Genomic DNA, 14,085 nt, shown 5'->3' with positions numbered 1-14,085 from the left:
CAGTGATTTCTGTTTTAAAATACAGATAAGCCTGTTAGGGTCGTAAGTCTTTCCAGCGCTTTCATTCCTAATTCAGAATTTCCTTTCTTATTTAAAACAGGACTCCAGACTGCTACTGAATATTGTTGAGGATGAATAGCAGCAATACCACCACCAACACCACTTTTTCCGGGTAGGCCAACTTCAAAACTAAACTCGCCGGATTCATCATAAAATCCGCAGGTTTGCATTAGCGCATTTAAACGCTTTACCGTGCTTGGGTTTAATATTTGTTCGCCAGAATGTAGAATTTCGCCTTTATTAGCATAGAGCATAAATGCTTTAGCCAAAGATTTGCAGGACATGGCTATAGAACAGGAATAGAAATAAAAATCAATAATTTCCTCTACATCACATTTAATATTGCCTAAAGCTTTCATATAATTCACTAAAGCTATATTTCTGTATCCTGATGAAAGCTCTGATTGCGCAACACTTTCATCATAATCAATATCCTCTTCTCCGGTGATTTTCCTAACAAATTCCAGCAATTCTTTTTTAGGATTATCTAAAACATCAACAAGAATATCTGAAATCACCAAAGCACCAGAATTTATAAATGGATTTCTGGGAATACCACGATCTTGCTCCAATTGCATTAACGAATTAAAAGGATTGCCTGATGGTTCTACATGAACGCGTTCCCAAACCTTGGTACCTAAGTTTTTTATAGCTAAGGAAAGTGTAAAGACCTTACTGATAGATTGTATCGAAAACTTCTCTTCGTGATCACCAAATCCATAAAATTCGTTTTCATTCCGATATAAATGCATTCCGAATTTTTTAGGATCCACTCGGGCAAGTTCAGGAATGTATGATGCAACTTTTCCCTTTACATCGCGATAACTCATTTCTTCCTGAATGGTGTTTAGTATTTCGTGATAATCTATCATCAGTTAAGATTGGTTAAATTGGTTCCTGTTGCCGCTTCGTAGGCATCTTTATTGCATTTAAATATTCTGGCAGAAGGAGTTCCTCTTAAAATTACTTCATTTTTATTTAGTTCCAGCCAGCTGCCCTCTCGTAAACCTACAACAGGCTGGCTGTTAAAATGATGAAACTCTTTAATACGTGTTTCTCTTGTTTCTCCCTTATGCGTAGAATTTACATCGGGATCTAAATAATGCGGATTGATATTAAAAGGAATTAAGCCTAAAGTTTTAAAAGATTTAGGAAGAACTATAGGCATGTCGTTTGTAGTGCCCATGGTGAGTCCACCAATATTTGTGCCGGCACTGGTTCCTAAATAAGGAGTGCCGTTTAGTATTACATTCTTTAGAATATCGATCAATCCATTTCTGTACAATTCACTTACCAGCAAGAAAGTATTGCCGCCACCGGTAAAGATTCCTTCAGCATTTTGTATTGCTTTAACCGCATCTTCAAATTCATGGATTCCCCTTAGACTAAGGTTAGCTTTTTTGAAAGCTTCTTTCGCTTTTAGTGTGTACTCATCATGAGAAATACCACCCGGTCTTGCGTAAGGTATAAATAAAACCTCCTTGTCATTTCCATAAAGATCAGTGAGATGTGGTATTAAGTATTCCAGATAGCCCTCGCCGTGCAGCGTAGAAGTACTTGCTAATATCGCTTTCATCATTTTCATTATTTTTTGGTAAAAGTAGCTAGAAAACTGACTTTTAACAAAAGTTTACGCTGTGTATATAGCTAATTTTAGGTTAAGAATCGTTATTTTAATGCTATAAATTATTGCTATGTACCGTACACTCTTTTTCCTTTTTTTATTTGTTTCAGCAACTGGTTTTGCTCAAAATGCTAACGTGCAACTCGATGGTCAAATAACAGTGCCCGAGGGAGATGATCCGGATGGCATTACAATCTTTAATGAGGCCAATAGTAAAGGGACAATTTCTAATGAAAAAGGAGAATTTAAGATTAATGCCCGTTTAAATGACCGAATTGTTTTTTCTTCACTTCAATTTGAGCAGTTTTCCGTAAGAATTACTAAAGATATTTTAGCTTCTAAAATGCTGAATGTTTCTATTAATATAGCACTAAACAAACTTCCTGAAGTACGGGTTTCTGCCGGAACATTATCGGGCTCAATAAACGTAGATGTAAACCGAATAAAAGTTACTCCTGCACAAATCCCAAATATGAATGTTTCAATGCTAGAAACTCCTAAGGTAAAATCACCGGAGTCTTATCCTGTTCGGAATCAGGCACAGTTGTCCAGTCAAACATACATGGTAAACGGTCTAAACCTGATCAATGTTTTCAAGCTGGTAACAGGAAAATACGGTAAAGAAAAAGAAGATTACAGAGCAATACCTTATGCACAGCTAGATGATGAAATCAAGCAAATGTATAGTAATGATTTCTTTAAAGAAACATTAGATCTGGAAGCTAATCAGGTAAATGATTTTATATTTTTCGCTGCCGATAATGGATTAAACGGGCAAATGCTTTCTGAAGAAAACGAACTTGATATCATTCAGTTTTTAATCGAGCAACGCAAAGCTTACCAAGCGCATTTGGATGCGAGCGTAGAAACTTTAGATTAATATTTGTTGATTTCGGTATAATTTTTTTAGACATTTAAAGTTATAGTATTTGGAGATTTACTGGATGTTGTTTTGGAGAATGCTAGGCTGGGGTAAGTTTTCGTAGTTAGTTTTCATCAATCAATGATCCTTTGCGAATTAAAATTTTCTTTTCGTTTATTTTAGTTATGCCAGCTATCAGTTTTTCACAATCTAAGGTGATTGAAGGAAAAATTGTAGCTGATTCTTTAGATGGGAGCTTAATTAATATCATAAATATATCCTCAGGTAGAGGAACCACCAGTGATAAATCTGGAAGTTTTATGATTTCGGCTTCCGTGATGGATACCATCTTATTTTCTTCAGTCCAGTATAAAAAGAAAGAAGTGGTAGTAACTTCTTCGACTTACGAACAAGCTTTTTTTACAGTTCATCTTCAGGCGGCCATCAATCAATTAGATGAAGTTAAATTGCCCAATCTCTCAGGGAATTTAGCTGCAGATATCAAATCGATGCCTATTTACGATAAATATGCGCTAAAGGCACCTATGTCTTTAAAAATGCCGCTTCGGCAAGAAGAAAAATTATTGTATACCGCGACTACAGGCCCTGGTGGTATGCGTTTAAAATGGTATAGTGCTTTATTTGGTATAGTTCCGTTAGATCCTATTATCAATGGATTAAGTGGAAGAACAAAAATGCTTAAAAGCTTAAATGAGCGTGTGTTAGATCAGAATATATTGGAAACTGAGTTAGATTTAAGAAGAAGCTTTCTACTCGATAAATGCCATTTGACCGAAGAACAATTATATCTTTTTATAAATTATTGCCTTGTTCAATCTGAATTTAAAGAATTGCGCAACGATCCCGATAAGCTTCAGCTGTTGGAGTTTTATAAGCGAGAATCGGTTAAGTTCCTTAAATTATTAACGCAGCAACGCACAGAGATCCAAATCGATTCTGTTCATTAAAACAAAATTTAGTGCAAAAACCTTTTTTCGTAGTTATTTTTTTGTTTTTAAGTATGATCTTAAAAGCCCAGCAACCGGTAGAACTGGAAGGTAAAATCCTGGCCGATAGTTTAGAATATACTTTTATAAACATCATCAATATAAGTTCATATGTTGGTACGACCAACGATCCAGACGGCCATTTTGTTGTTAAGGTAAAAGAAAATGATACGTTGCAATTTTCATCAGTTCAGTATCAAAAGAAAGAAGTTGTGATCACTAAGGCTATTTTGAATGCAAAGTTTTTAGAAGTCTTTTTATTGCCTGGCGTTAATCAGTTAGACGAAGTCTATCTCTTCGATTCAAATCTGATTGGAAATTTGGAAAAGGATTTTACCAAGATCGATTTTTATGATAAATACCAATTAAATGCCCCGCAATTAAAACAGGATATTCCTTCCTTAATCGACAGAAAATTAGCGGCCACAGGTGGTGATCCGTCTAACCTTCTTTTAAATACCATTACAGGAGAACGGCAAAAAGTAAAAAAGATAAAGGCGAATATGGTTTTTGATGATCGTGTAGAAAAGGCTTTGGAATTAATTGCGCCAGATAATATTCTTAAAATGGGAATTCAGGAGGACGAATTAATGTTGTTTATCTATTTCTGTGCAGAGGATGAACTATTCAATTTGTACGTAGATCAGGAAAGCAAAGGACCTCTTTTTGAGTTTTTTCAGCATAAAGTAAAATCGTGGAAGCAAAGAAAAAGTTAGTAATGCGATATTGGATATTTTTGGTGATAATTTTTTTCAATATTTCCTTAGGATTTTCTCAGGAGCGTGAAGAGCTTTTAGGGAAAATCACTAACGATTCCATAGGAGAAACCTTTATAAATATTGTAAATATTACGGCAGAAACAGGGACCGTAAACGAGCCCGATGGCCGATTTGGTATTTTGGTGAGAGAGAACGACAGTATTTTATTTTCTTCAGTGCAATTTCAAAAAGAATACATTCTTATTACAAGAGAAATTTTAAATGAAGGCTTCCTGGAAGTCACTTTAACCGAAGAAATCAATCAACTAGAGAATGTTTATTTAAGTAATGTAAAACTTATTGGTGATCTGGAAAGTGATATTAAACACATGAAGGTAAAACCGCTAATGTTTATACCACCGCCGCGAAAAAAACTAAGCATGGCGCAACGAAAAATGGGCTCTTACGGGGGAGGTTTAGGAATGCTTATCGGGATGATAAATGGCGATTTAAAATATCTAAAAAAAGCCCAGGGAAATTACGAATTACAGGCTGAGGCGCAGCAATTATTAGAGACAATACCAAAATCGATATTTACTGAAGATTTTGGCCTGGAAGAGTGGGAAATTATCAATTTTATGTTTTACTGCACGCGTAAAAGCGATTCACAACTTCAGCAATTAGTCGCTAAAGATGAAACTTTAAAACTTATCGATTATTTTAAAGCCGAAGCTGAAGCTTTTAAAACCATAAGTCGTAAAGGGGATGTGCCAGAACTAGAAAATCAGAATCGATAATTATCACCTCGTCTCCTAAAAAGTCCTTTAAATTGCTGAACTTCGTATTTTGGACTAGTATTTGTTATTTCTGAAATAAATTTTTAAAATGAAAAAAGCCGCTCTTCTAATATTGGTTGTTTTTGCAAGTCTTTCTTTTAAAACTATTGCACATAAATTTTATTTAAGTGTTACAGAGATTGAGTATAAAAAGGAGAAAAAAGATCTTCAAATTGTTTCAAAAGTGTTTATAGACGACTTTAAAAATGTTTTAGAAAAACGATACGGAGAAACCATCACCTTATCTAAAGAAGCTGAAGCCGGCCCGGTAAATCCATTAATTCAGAAATATTTATCCGCCAAACTTAAAATATCGGTAGACGGCAAGCCGGTATCCCTAAATTATCTTGGTAAAAAGTATGATAAAGACCAGCTTATCTTATTTATTGAAGCTGAAAATCTTGAACCCTTTAAAGAAATAAGCATCACAAATGCGGTACTTACCGATATGTTCGATGATCAAAAAAATGTGGTCAATGTTAAAATAGGAAAAGAGGTAAAAAGCCTTATGCTTCGCAGAGATGCTGAAACCAATGTGTTAAATTTCGGTGATTGGTTCTAAAACCGGTAATAAATTATTTATTTTTAACAATATTTAATAAATCGATCCTACATGAAGACAGTCAAACTATTATGTACTGCGTTTTTAATGTTTGTTATAGCGGGAGTGAACGCCCAGGAGCAACAACAAGAATCCCAAAAACCGCAAGGACATACTAATCAAAACAAATTTAGACAATTATATCAGGAATTTAGAGATCCAAGTATGTACCGTACGGCCTCTGGAGCTCCTGGAGAGGCGTATTATCAAAATGAAGCCGATTATAAGATGGATATCGTCTTAGATGATGAAAACACCAGGCTTAGCGGTGAAGAGACGATAACTTACCACAATAATTCAAAAAATAAATTGGAGTATTTATGGATGCAGTTAGATCAAAACATTCGTAAGAAAGACGCTCCGGCCTTAGAGAAAGGATCAAGTGGAATGTCTCCTGCTTCTACGGCATCTCGTTTTGCCGATCAATATTTAAAAGAACCATTTGATGGAGGTTTTAATATAGAAGAAGTAAAAGCGGGTGGTGATAAACTTTCTTATACCATTAATAATACCATGATGCGTATTGATCTTCCTGAACCTTTAGAGGCAGGAGAGAGTTTTACATTTAGTGTAAAATGGTGGTATAATATCAATAATCATATTGTAGATAGAGCAAGATCCGGCTACGAGCAGTTTGAAGACGGGCATAGGGCTTATGAGATCGCTCAGTTTTTTCCCAGAATGGCTGTTTACAACGATGTTGAAGGATGGCAGAATATGCAATTTTGGGGAAGCGGTGAGTTTGCTCTTCCTTTTGGAGACTATGAGGTGAGTATTACGGTTCCTGCAGATCACGTTATGGAAGCTACCGGAGTGCTTCAAAACCGTGATGATGTGTATACAAAAGATATGATGAAGCGCTATAAAAAAGCGCAAAAATCTTATGATGAACCGGTAGTTATCAGAACTCAGGAAGAGGCAGTAGAAGCTTCTAAAGACTTTGAGAGAAAAACAAAAACCTGGGAATACAAAGCCGAAATGGTTAGGGATTTTGCTTTTGCAACGTCAAGAAGATTTATCCTGGATATGATGGCGGTTAAAATGAACGATGACAGTGATGTTATGGCGGTATCTATTTATCCAAAGGAAGGAAATCCACTTTGGGAAAAATGGTCAACGAGGGTAGTAGCTTCTACCTTGCAAAGTTACTCAGATCATACCTTTATTTATCCTTATCATAAAGCCGTTTCTGTACATGCTAAAAATCAGGGGATGGAATATCCCATGATTTGCTGGAACTATGGTCGTCCAGATGAAAATGGAGAATATAGTGATCGTGTGAAATTTGGAATGATGGGAGTAATCATACATGAGGTTGGTCACAACTTTTTTCCTATGATCGTTAATAGTGACGAACGCCAATGGGGATGGATGGACGAAGGGATTAATACTTTTGTACAATATCTTGCCGAGCAGGAATTTGGAGAACGCTATCCAGAAGCTATAGAAGGTTACGATACTTATCCTTCACGTCGTGGTATCCCAGCAAATATAGTTCCTTACATGAGGGGAAATCAAGATTTTATTGCTCCGATTATGGCAAATCCAGAGGAAGTTTATCAATTAGGGAATAATGCCTATGGTAAGCCGGCAACAGCTCTTAATATCCTAAGGGAAACGGTAATGGGGCGTGAGCTTTTTGATCATGCATTCCATACCTATGCACAACGATGGATGTTTAAACACCCAACTCCAGAGGACTTCTTTAGAACAATGGAAGATGCTTCTGCAGTAGATTTAGATTGGTTTTGGAGAGGTTGGTTTTACACTACAGATTATACAGATATAGGTGTAGAAGATGTGAAAAAATATTACGTAACCGATAAACAAACTGAAAAAGGCCGTGAACTTTTAGAACGTTATGGCGCAAATCCAGATGAAGTAGACGCTATTTATGTTGTAGAAGAAGGTGATAAAGAATTTGAAAAAAGTATGAAAGGAAAATCTATACTTGAAAATTCTAAAAAACTCAACGAGTATGTAATGGATAATTTTTCTTCTGAAGAAAGAAATAACTTAAAAGTGCCTAAATACTTTTATCAGGTAACATTTAATAAACCAGGTGGATTAGTAATGCCTTTGATTGTAGAATTTACTTATGATGATGGTTCTACTGAAATGAAAAAATATCCTGTACAGGTTTGGATGAAGAACGATAATACCGTAACTAAAACTATTGCTTCTAATAAAGAAATCACGAAGGTAGTGGTAGATCCCGATTTAGAAACAGCAGATGTTGATTTAAGTAATAACAGCTGGCCAAAAGAAGAAACTCCTAATGAGTTTGAACAATTTAAAAACAATACGGACGGATAGTCTAAAAAAGTTGATAAATTTTTAAGCCGACTTTAACGGGTCGGCTTTTTTTATGCTGATATTTGTATCTATATTTGTTATTATTATGGTGACTACACTTCCGTTTTTTATTAGTGGCGCAGAGATTGGTTTTATCATCTTTATCTTAGTGATGGTTTTTGGAGCAGATAAGATTCCGGAAATCGCACGTGGGATGGGTAAAGGCATGAGAATGCTTAGAAATGCCTCAGATGATATTAAAAATGAGATCACTAAAAGCGCAGATAAACAAGGTATCGATACCAAAAGCATCACTAAAGATGTAAAAGGTGAAATTGATAAGGTAAAAGAAGATATCGATGAAATTACCGGTTCTGTAAAACGTAAATTTTAAATTTTAATTTCTGAATGTTCGAACAACTGAAGCAGTGGGATAGGGAACTTTTTGTGTATCTCAATGGTTTAGGTATCGAAGATTACGATAATTTTTGGATTTGGTTTACTCAGATTCGGCATTGGATACCGCTTTATATTCTCTTCTTTGTTTTATTTTTTCTCGCTTTTCGCAAAAAGAAAGCGATTTATGCGTCTATATTTTTATTAGTTTCCTGGGCAGTAACTTTTGGCCTTACATTTTGGACAAAAAATATAGTAGATAGGTTAAGACCTAATAATAATCCGGAAATCAACGAAATCATAAGAATTCTTCAGGAACCCACAAACTTTAGTTTTTTCTCAGGACACACCTCCTCAGCATTTGTTTTGGTCACCTTTGTAGTGTTGGTTCTTCGTAAAACCTATAAATGGATCTGGGTGCTTTATATTTGGGCTTTTATGCTGTCCCTAAGCCGTATATTCGTAGGTGTTCATTACCCAAGTGATCTCTTTGTGGGAGGATTGGTAGGTGTATTAATGGCCTGGATTTTCTATAAAATCTATCTTAAATACGAAAGTCGGTTTTACTGATTTTTGACCCTGCTTAATGTTAATCCGTCACGAAGTGGTAAAATCACCGTTTCAATTCGCTCATCTTCAGCAAGCATTTTGTTGTATTTTACAAGCGCATTAGTAGAAATATCTTCTTTTTTTACTTCTTCCAGAACTTTGCCACTCCATAAAACATTGTCGGATAATATTAATCCGCCGGGATTCATTTTTTCGATAATGATCTCAAAATAGGTAGGATAATTTGGCTTATCGGCATCGATAAAAACAAGGTCAAATTTCATATCCAATTGCGGGATTATTTGAGTGGCATCCCCCAAATGCTGAATGATCTGATCTTTAAATGCAGATTCCTTAAAATACTTTTGCTGAAAATCGAAAAGCTCCTCGTTGATATCAATGGTATGAAGTTGTCCTTTAGGTTGAAGCCCTTCTGCAAGACAAAGTGCAGAATATCCAGTGTAGGTGCCAATCTCAAGAATATACTTCGGATTTACCAGTTTTGAGATTAAACTTAATAATCTACCCTGGTAATGCCCGCTTAGCATCCGTGGTTGTAAAATTTTTTGATGTGTTTCCCTATTTAGTTTTGCTAAATATTCAGGTTCTTTTTCAGAATGATTTTCACAATACTCAATAATATCCTGAGGTAAAAAGTCCATAAAAAATTTTTCAGCAAAAATACTAAAATAAACGGCTTGGTATTTTATCAAATTTTGATTTCAGATCTTTAGAAAAGCTTCACTTATCTCATACTGGCATTCTAAAGCCTAAGTTGTATTTTAGCAAAAATTACAATCCACATGCAATTTGAAAATTCCCGTTTATTTGCTCAGCAATTAGATACTAAAGATCCTTTAGCAAAATATCGCAATGAATTTATTTTTCCGCAGATCAATAATAAAAATGCGATCTATTTTACCGGCAATTCTTTAGGGTTACAGCCAAAATTGGCACAAAGTTATGTAAATGAAATAATGAACGATTGGGGTAATCTGGCTGTAGAAGGACATTTTCGAGCCAAAAAGCCCTGGTGGGATTATCATGAGCGTTTTGCAAATCAATTATCCAAAGTGGTAGGCGCAAAGCCAACAGAAATTACAGTGATGAATACGCTTACGGTAAACTTGCACTTAATGATGGTGTCTTTTTATCGTCCAACAACAAAGCGTTATAAAATCATTTGTGAAGAAAAGGCCTTCCCTAGCGATCAATATATGATTGCGAGTCAGGTTCGTTTCCATGGTTTAAATCCTGAGGATGCTATTGTTGAACTAAAAAAGCGGGATGGTGAACATAATTTTAGAACAGAAGATATTCTTGCGAAAATTGAAGAAGTAGGAGAGGAGTGTGCTTTGATTTTAATTGGAGGCGTAAATTATTATACCGGGCAGGTTTTTAATATGAAAACCATTACCGAAGCAGGGCATAAAATTGGTGCTTTTGTTGGATGGGATTTAGCGCATGCCGCCGGAAATATAAAATTAGCATTGCATGATTGGAATGTAGATTTTGCAGCATGGTGTAGTTATAAATACATGAATAGCGGACCGGGAAATGTTTCGGGTTGTTTTGTAAATGAAAAATATCATAACAAAAAAGATATTCCGCGTTTTGAAGGCTGGTGGGGCCATAATAAAGACCGCCGGTTTTTAATGGAACCCGAATTTCAGCCAGAAGATGGAGCAAATGCATGGCAAATTAGTAATGCGCCGGTTTTAGCGTTGGCACCCTATTTGGCCTCGTTACAAATGTTTGATGAGGTTGGCATGGATGCTCTTATTGAAAAGCGAAATAAAATTGTGGCTTATCTCGAATTTATATTGCACGAAATTGATAAAGAAGTGGAAAGCAGTTTTGAAATCATCACTCCGTCGAATCAGGAAGAACGCGGGACACAATTATCTGTTTTCTTGCATGGTGAGGGCAAAGAACTTTTTAATTACTTAATGGAAAACGGTGTAATCCCAGATTGGCGTGAACCTAATGTAATTAGGTTAGCGCCGGCACCATTTTACTGTTCTTATGAAGATATGTACGAATTTGGCCAAATCTTGAAAAGAGGTATTTTAGAGAAGTAAGCAAGAGGAAAATATGGATGGATTACAGAAAATTAAGGATAATAACTTAAAAAAAGTTGTCGCACAAACTCAAACAGAAGATTTAGGTACTATAACCGAATTGGATGCCAGGGATAAGCAAATTGAAAATTTAGAAGGAATACAATATTTGTCTAATCTTCGAAAAATTAATTTAGGAAGAAATAAAATTAAAGATATAGCTCCGATAGCCGAATTGTCTAATCTAACCGGAGTATTTCTGGAAAGAAATTCAATACAAGATATATCTGCTCTAAAAAAGCTTAAAACCCTACCTGCATTGAATTTAAGTAATAATAACCTTTCTAATATCGATTGTTTTACCGATCAGCATAAAATAACTTGGTTAAACTTGAGTAATAATGCAATAAGAAAGGTAGCTAATTTAGCGTACTGCAAATTTCTTACCACACTTAATTTAAGCGGAAATCTTATAGAAGAAATAAATGAGTTTAAAGCTCATAGAAAACTGCGTCATTTTATCGTTGCCGATAATAATATAAAAGGAACAATTAAGATCCAATCGATGCAGCGATTGAGAAGTTTGGATAGTTCGAAAAATAGAATATCAGAACTTCAATTTGAAGAGTTACATAGCAATTTAGAAAGCTTGGATGTTTCTACTAACCTTATAAGTGAACTACAATTCTTAGATCGAACTCCTAATCTCACAAGTTTTATTGCTTCAGATAATCCTTTGAATACTATAAGCAAAGTAGCTCAGTTAAATCAACTTCGAATATTGTATTTGTGGCATACGGGAATCAAGACTGTAGAGGGAATCGAAAACCTTAAGAATCTTGAGGAACTCGGGATTGCAGATAATGATATTGAAAGTATTAGTAAACTTAAAGATTTAAAGAATTTAAAATTACTACTAACCGGTGGAAATCATAAGATAAGCAACAAGGAGATTGAAGTTCTAAAGACTGTAGTAGAAGAGGATTTTAGATCACCCAACTGGAAAGAATTATAGAAATAGCAACCTATAGTACTAATAAAAAAAGCCAGAGATCCATTAGTTTTTACATAAATCTCTGGCCTTAATATTTTATAAAATCCAACTACTTTATAGAAACATCAGTAAAATAGAGTTGAAAACTTCCATCGCCAGATTTATGCATGGTTGCAATGGGAATACCTTTAAATTCTTTATAATCTTCCCAGGTTGTCGCCATTTGTCGATCACCACCCGCAGCTTTGTAGACCCATTCCTCGATCATGTAATCGTTTCCGTAGTAAATATCATAGGTGTCGCCTGGAGTATAACCACCATCAGTGCTATAGGCAACCTCTAATTTGTTAAGGGTGTCACCACTAATCGGAGCAGCTACTTCTTTTTCTTCAGTAAGTTTTGGGTCGCTCCATACCAATTGATAAGGAAATAGCAGCCAGTAAGAATCATTAATGAATTTTTGATCGATACTTACTTTATTCTTAGGAATCGAATCGTTTTTGGTATAAGTTTTAGTGCTATCCCCTTCGGTTAAACTAATCTCACTGGTTTTTTTATTCCATTTCCAGTGGCGCGAAGAGCGCACAGTGTCATTTACTTTTACATTAAAAGTAAATTCAACTTCTGTAGCATCCTTAAATTTATCGAACCCATTAGCTATCGCTATGGTATTGGCGATGCCGTCTTTTTCTTCTGCGGCAGCTACTGTAGTATTTGCAGAAGTCATTTCAGAATCACTTTTATCGCTTTCGGTATTTTTACAGGAAATAATACTTAGCATCACTAAAAGGGGAAAAAATATTTTTTTCATAATTAATGGTTTAGCTGTAAGTTCTAAAGGTACAAAACAATTAAATAGCATTAATACTCATTCCACCATCAGCAATAATATTTTGGCCTGTAATATAACTAGATTGATCCATAGCGAGAAAAGCGACGATGTTTGCCATTTCTGAAGCTTCTGCCACTCTTTTTAGCGGAGTTCTTCTTATGATAGGCTGCATTCGCTCTTCCTCTTTTAATAGTCCTTTGGTAAGTGGGGTCGAGGTAAACCAAGGAGAAACTGCATTTACCCGAATGCCATCGCCTGCCCATTCTACGGCTAAGCTTCTTGTTTGCTGAAGCATGGCGGCTTTAGACATGGCGTAGGGTACGCCAGTGCCAACATCCTGCGTAGCTGCAACAGATGCGATATTGATAATTTTTGAATTTCCTGAAATTTTTAAAAGAGGATGAAGTTTTAGACTGATCTCCAGGACTGAAAATTGATTGATTTCGATTACTTTGCGATATTCTTCTTCGGTATATTCCAAAGCTTTCTTCCTAATATTGATTCCCGCATTGTTTACCAAAATGTCCAGTTTACCCCATTTTTCTTGTATGGTAGTGATAATTTTATCCTGATCTTCTTTTACAACAGCATCGGCAACAAGGCCTGTTGCATCATAATTTTTTGCCCTTAATTCGTTTTCAAGTCTTACGATATCTTCTTTTTTTCTTGCGGTAAAAATGATGCTGGCACCCAGCCGGGCAAATTCTTCTACGCATGCTTTACCAATGCCTTTGGATCCCCCGGTAATCAAGGCGATTTTATTGTTTAAATTCCACATGTAGCTCAGTTTTTTAGGGTGAAGATTTATAGTTATAGTGACTAATCTTAGTTCATGTCAAGCTATCTCATGGAAAGTCCATGAAATAATTTATTAGAAAATACTTATTTAGTGGCATCCCAATAACTATTGGGATGCGGCATTTAATTTCCGATTATCTAGTAAATATATAAAAAAGAAAACCTCCAAATATTTGGAGGTTTTCGATAGATTCGATTTCATAATAAATTATAATCTGCGTCCTGTAAGCAATCTATAAAGTAGTAAAATTACCGCTAGTACAATTAGGATGTGTATAATACTTCCCAAATCTGGGAAGGCAAAATAACCTACAAGCCATCCAATAATTAATAGTACGATGATTAGCCAAATTATATCTCTCATTTTAGTTGGTTTTTAGTGACTTAGGGCCACATTAGTTAATTTCGAATTTTAATTTTTTGGTTAGTTAATCAAGCGCTATGAGCTTTTATCCACCAGTTAGTTAAGTCTA

General features: G+C 35.3%; 16 protein-coding genes. 10 read left to right on the top strand and 6 right to left on the bottom strand.

The window, feature by feature from the left end:
• Positions 1–14: 14 nt before the first annotated feature.
• The gene (locus ZPR_RS17865) at positions 15–929 is read right to left on the bottom strand and encodes a glutaminase (RefSeq protein WP_041580100.1); all 915 of its coding nucleotides are present in this window, start codon (positions 927–929) and stop codon (positions 15–17) included.
• Positions 930–931: 2 nt separating this feature from the next.
• A complete protein-coding gene (gene pepE / locus ZPR_RS17860) occupies positions 932–1,639 on the bottom strand; it encodes a dipeptidase PepE (protein ID WP_041580099.1) in 708 nt (235 codons plus the stop codon).
• Positions 1,640–1,754: 115 nt separating this feature from the next.
• Between pepE and ZPR_RS17855 the strand changes: the two genes are divergently transcribed.
• The 8 genes from ZPR_RS17855 (at position 1,755) to ZPR_RS17820 (ending at position 8,949) form a co-directional block, all read left to right on the top strand.
• Positions 1,755–2,564 (top strand): peptidase associated/transthyretin-like domain-containing protein, encoded by an 810-nt coding sequence (locus ZPR_RS17855; protein WP_013073168.1) that lies wholly within the window; start codon positions 1,755–1,757, stop codon positions 2,562–2,564.
• A 167-nt stretch (positions 2,565–2,731) separates the two neighbouring features.
• Positions 2,732–3,514: a carboxypeptidase-like regulatory domain-containing protein gene (locus ZPR_RS17850; protein WP_041579066.1), complete on the top strand. Its 783-nt coding sequence runs from the start codon at positions 2,732–2,734 to the stop codon at positions 3,512–3,514.
• Between the two features lie 11 nt (positions 3,515–3,525).
• Positions 3,526–4,269 carry a peptidase associated/transthyretin-like domain-containing protein gene (locus ZPR_RS22685; protein ID WP_013073166.1) on the top strand — a complete coding sequence of 248 codons (744 nt, stop codon included), beginning with the start codon at positions 3,526–3,528 and terminating at the stop codon, positions 4,267–4,269.
• Positions 4,248–5,048 (top strand): hypothetical protein, encoded by an 801-nt coding sequence (locus tag ZPR_RS17840; RefSeq protein WP_013073165.1) that lies wholly within the window; start codon positions 4,248–4,250, stop codon positions 5,046–5,048. Before ZPR_RS22685 ends, ZPR_RS17840 begins: the two co-directional genes overlap by 22 nt.
• Before the next feature lie 88 nt (positions 5,049–5,136).
• Complete coding sequence (locus ZPR_RS17835) at positions 5,137–5,649, top strand: DUF6702 family protein (RefSeq protein ID WP_013073164.1); 513 nt, start codon at positions 5,137–5,139, stop codon at positions 5,647–5,649.
• Between the two features lie 51 nt (positions 5,650–5,700).
• Positions 5,701–8,004 (top strand): M1 family metallopeptidase, encoded by a 2,304-nt coding sequence (locus ZPR_RS17830; protein ID WP_041579064.1) that lies wholly within the window; start codon positions 5,701–5,703, stop codon positions 8,002–8,004.
• Between the two features lie 52 nt (positions 8,005–8,056).
• A complete protein-coding gene (locus tag ZPR_RS17825) occupies positions 8,057–8,377 on the top strand; it encodes a Sec-independent protein translocase subunit TatA/TatB (RefSeq protein ID WP_228250378.1) in 321 nt (106 codons plus the stop codon).
• 14 nt (positions 8,378–8,391) lie between these two features.
• On the top strand, positions 8,392–8,949 hold the full coding sequence (locus tag ZPR_RS17820) for a phosphatase PAP2 family protein (protein WP_013073161.1): 558 nt from the start codon (positions 8,392–8,394) through the stop codon (positions 8,947–8,949).
• Here ZPR_RS17820 and ZPR_RS17815 read toward each other — a convergent pair.
• Positions 8,943–9,590 carry an O-methyltransferase gene (locus ZPR_RS17815; RefSeq protein ID WP_041580097.1) on the bottom strand — a complete coding sequence of 216 codons (648 nt, stop codon included), beginning with the start codon at positions 9,588–9,590 and terminating at the stop codon, positions 8,943–8,945. The genes ZPR_RS17820 and ZPR_RS17815 overlap by 7 nt on opposite strands.
• 141 nt (positions 9,591–9,731) lie before the next feature.
• Between ZPR_RS17815 and kynU the strand changes: the two genes are divergently transcribed.
• A complete protein-coding gene (gene kynU, locus ZPR_RS17810; protein WP_013073159.1) occupies positions 9,732–11,009 on the top strand; it encodes a kynureninase in 1,278 nt (425 codons plus the stop codon).
• 13 nt (positions 11,010–11,022) lie between these two features.
• Positions 11,023–12,003 carry a leucine-rich repeat domain-containing protein gene (locus ZPR_RS17805; protein WP_013073158.1) on the top strand — a complete coding sequence of 327 codons (981 nt, stop codon included), beginning with the start codon at positions 11,023–11,025 and terminating at the stop codon, positions 12,001–12,003.
• Between the two features lie 88 nt (positions 12,004–12,091).
• On the opposite strand, the gene ZPR_RS17800 is transcribed toward ZPR_RS17805, so the two are convergent.
• From ZPR_RS17800 to ZPR_RS23285, 3 genes are all read right to left on the bottom strand, one after another.
• The gene (locus ZPR_RS17800; protein ID WP_013073157.1) at positions 12,092–12,793 is read right to left on the bottom strand and encodes a hypothetical protein; all 702 of its coding nucleotides are present in this window, start codon (positions 12,791–12,793) and stop codon (positions 12,092–12,094) included.
• 40 nt (positions 12,794–12,833) lie between these two features.
• On the bottom strand, positions 12,834–13,592 hold the full coding sequence (locus tag ZPR_RS17795) for an SDR family oxidoreductase (RefSeq protein ID WP_013073156.1): 759 nt from the start codon (positions 13,590–13,592) through the stop codon (positions 12,834–12,836).
• A 228-nt stretch (positions 13,593–13,820) separates the two neighbouring features.
• A complete protein-coding gene (locus tag ZPR_RS23285; RefSeq protein ID WP_139219220.1) occupies positions 13,821–13,976 on the bottom strand; it encodes a lmo0937 family membrane protein in 156 nt (51 codons plus the stop codon).
• Positions 13,977–14,085 lie beyond the last annotated feature (109 nt).

The sequence above is a fragment of the Zunongwangia profunda SM-A87 genome (assembly GCF_000023465.1).
Taxonomy (GTDB): Bacteria; Bacteroidota; Bacteroidia; order Flavobacteriales; family Flavobacteriaceae; genus Zunongwangia; species Zunongwangia profunda.
The sequence above is the reverse complement of the archived record's forward strand: the minus strand, read 5'-3'. Positions and strand labels throughout refer to the sequence as shown.

What these genes read in the sequence shown, in the direction of transcription:
- ZPR_RS17850 (WP_041579066.1), top strand. Translation starts at nt 2,732, where the DNA reads ATGCCAGCTATCAGTTTTTCACAATCTAAGGTGATTGAAGGAAAAATT.
- ZPR_RS17855 (WP_013073168.1), top strand. Translation starts at nt 1,755, where the DNA reads ATGTACCGTACACTCTTTTTCCTTTTTTTATTTGTTTCAGCAACTGGT.
- ZPR_RS17800 (WP_013073157.1), bottom strand. Translation starts at nt 12,793, where the DNA reads ATGAAAAAAATATTTTTTCCCCTTTTAGTGATGCTAAGTATTATTTCC.
- kynU (WP_013073159.1), top strand. Translation starts at nt 9,732, where the DNA reads ATGCAATTTGAAAATTCCCGTTTATTTGCTCAGCAATTAGATACTAAA.
- ZPR_RS17820 (WP_013073161.1), top strand. Translation starts at nt 8,392, where the DNA reads ATGTTCGAACAACTGAAGCAGTGGGATAGGGAACTTTTTGTGTATCTC.
- ZPR_RS23285 (WP_139219220.1), bottom strand. Translation starts at nt 13,976, where the DNA reads ATGAGAGATATAATTTGGCTAATCATCGTACTATTAATTATTGGATGG.
- ZPR_RS17795 (WP_013073156.1), bottom strand. Translation starts at nt 13,592, where the DNA reads ATGTGGAATTTAAACAATAAAATCGCCTTGATTACCGGGGGATCCAAA.
- pepE (WP_041580099.1), bottom strand. Translation starts at nt 1,639, where the DNA reads ATGATGAAAGCGATATTAGCAAGTACTTCTACGCTGCACGGCGAGGGC.
- ZPR_RS17835 (WP_013073164.1), top strand. Translation starts at nt 5,137, where the DNA reads ATGAAAAAAGCCGCTCTTCTAATATTGGTTGTTTTTGCAAGTCTTTCT.
- ZPR_RS17825 (WP_228250378.1), top strand. Translation starts at nt 8,057, where the DNA reads ATGCTGATATTTGTATCTATATTTGTTATTATTATGGTGACTACACTT.
- ZPR_RS17830 (WP_041579064.1), top strand. Translation starts at nt 5,701, where the DNA reads ATGAAGACAGTCAAACTATTATGTACTGCGTTTTTAATGTTTGTTATA.
- ZPR_RS17815 (WP_041580097.1), bottom strand. Translation starts at nt 9,590, where the DNA reads ATGGACTTTTTACCTCAGGATATTATTGAGTATTGTGAAAATCATTCT.
- ZPR_RS17805 (WP_013073158.1), top strand. Translation starts at nt 11,023, where the DNA reads ATGGATGGATTACAGAAAATTAAGGATAATAACTTAAAAAAAGTTGTC.